The 1507-nt window shown below is 73.9% G+C and carries 1 protein-coding gene; it reads left to right on the top strand.

From position 1 onward, the window contains the following. Positions 1–1283, top strand: a 1283-nt coding sequence (locus DZF91_RS23910) for an MMPL family transporter (RefSeq protein WP_147341333.1), incomplete at its 5' end; no start/stop codon positions are given. Positions 1284–1507: the final 224 nt, after the last annotated feature.

Below are 1507 nucleotides of genomic sequence, written 5' to 3'. Positions count from 1 at the left end.
GCCGGATCCGCGGCCTGCGCGGCGGGCCCCGGCCCGGCCGGCGCGCGGCCGGCGAGCGCTGGGCGCGGTTCGTCGTCCGCCGCCCGCTGGCGGTGCTGCTGCTGTCGGTGGTCGGGCTCGGCGTCCTCGCCCTCCCGGCCCTCGACCTGCGGCTCGGGATGCCCGGCGAGGAGGCGTCGTCGCCGAGCAGCACCCAGTACAAGGCGTACCAGATGGTCTCCGAGGGCTTCGGTCCCGGGTTCAACGGCCCGCTGATGGTCGTCGTCCACGGATCCGGGGACGTGACCAAGGCTGCCGCCGGGCTTTCGGGGCAGTTGAAGGCGATGGACGACGTCGCGACCGTGACCCCGCCGGTGCCCAACCAGCAGCGCGACACCGCGCTGCTGACCGTCGTCCCCAAGAGCGGCCCGAGCACCGAGCAGACCGAGAAGCTGGTCTCCGACATCCGGGACATGAGCGACGGCCTGCGCGCGCGGACCGGGGCCGAGGCGATGGTCACGGGCCAGACCGCGATCGGGATCGACGTGTCGGCCAAGCTCTCCGGGGCCCTCGCGCCCTACCTCGCGCTCGTCGTCGGCCTCGCGTTCATCCTGCTGATGCTCGTGTTCCGGTCGGTCCTGGTGCCGCTGAAGGCGACCCTGGGCTTCCTGCTCACCGTCGCGGCCACGTTCGGCGTGGTGGTCGCGGTGTTCCAGAAGGGCTGGGGCGCGTCGCTGATCGGGGTGGACAGCACCGGGCCGATCATGAGCCTGATGCCGATCTTCCTGATCGGCGTGGTGTTCGGCCTCGCGATGGACTACCAGGTCTTCCTGGTCACCCGGATGCGCGAGGAGTTCGTGCACGGCGCGGCGCCCAGGGACGCGGTCGTGTCCGGGTTCCGGCACGGCGCGCGGGTGGTCACCGCCGCGGCCGTGATCATGATGGCGGTGTTCGCCGGGTTCATCGGCGACGACCAGTCGATGATCAAGCTGATGGGCTTCGCGCTCGCCGCCGGGGTGTTCTTCGACGCGTTCGTCGTCCGGATGACCGTGGTGCCCGCCGTCATGGCCCTGTTCGGGAAGGCCGCCTGGTGGCTGCCGCGCCCCCTCGACCGGATCCTGCCCGACGTGGACGTGGAGGGCGAGAAGCTCCGGCACGTCCTCGGCGACGGCGCCGCCGACACCGCCGGATCCGGCGGCGGCGACGGGGCCGTGTCCTCCGGGCCGCGCGAGCCCGTGACGTCCGGATCGGGAGCGCACCGCGTCCCGCCGGCCGGACCGTCGGGACCGTCGTCCGGCAGATGACCCAGGGCCACCGCCTCGTCGCCCCGAGACGGTGGCCCTTTCTCTCCCCCCCCCGTTTCGCCCGACCCCCAAGGAAGCCCGGACATGAACCTCCTCCAGCAGCCGGTCTGGCGACGCGCGCCCTCACCGCGTCACGGCACGGGGAGGGTCGCGCCGCCGCCGCCGACCGGCTCCGCGGACGCCGCTCCCAGCGCCGCGCCGAAGCCCCCCGGGGAGACCGCGGC

It is taken from the genome of Actinomadura logoneensis (assembly GCF_003428695.1).
Classification (GTDB): domain Bacteria; phylum Actinomycetota; class Actinomycetes; order Streptosporangiales; family Streptosporangiaceae; genus Spirillospora; species Spirillospora logoneensis.
The sequence above is the reverse complement of the archived record's forward strand: the minus strand, read 5'-3'. Positions and strand labels throughout refer to the sequence as shown.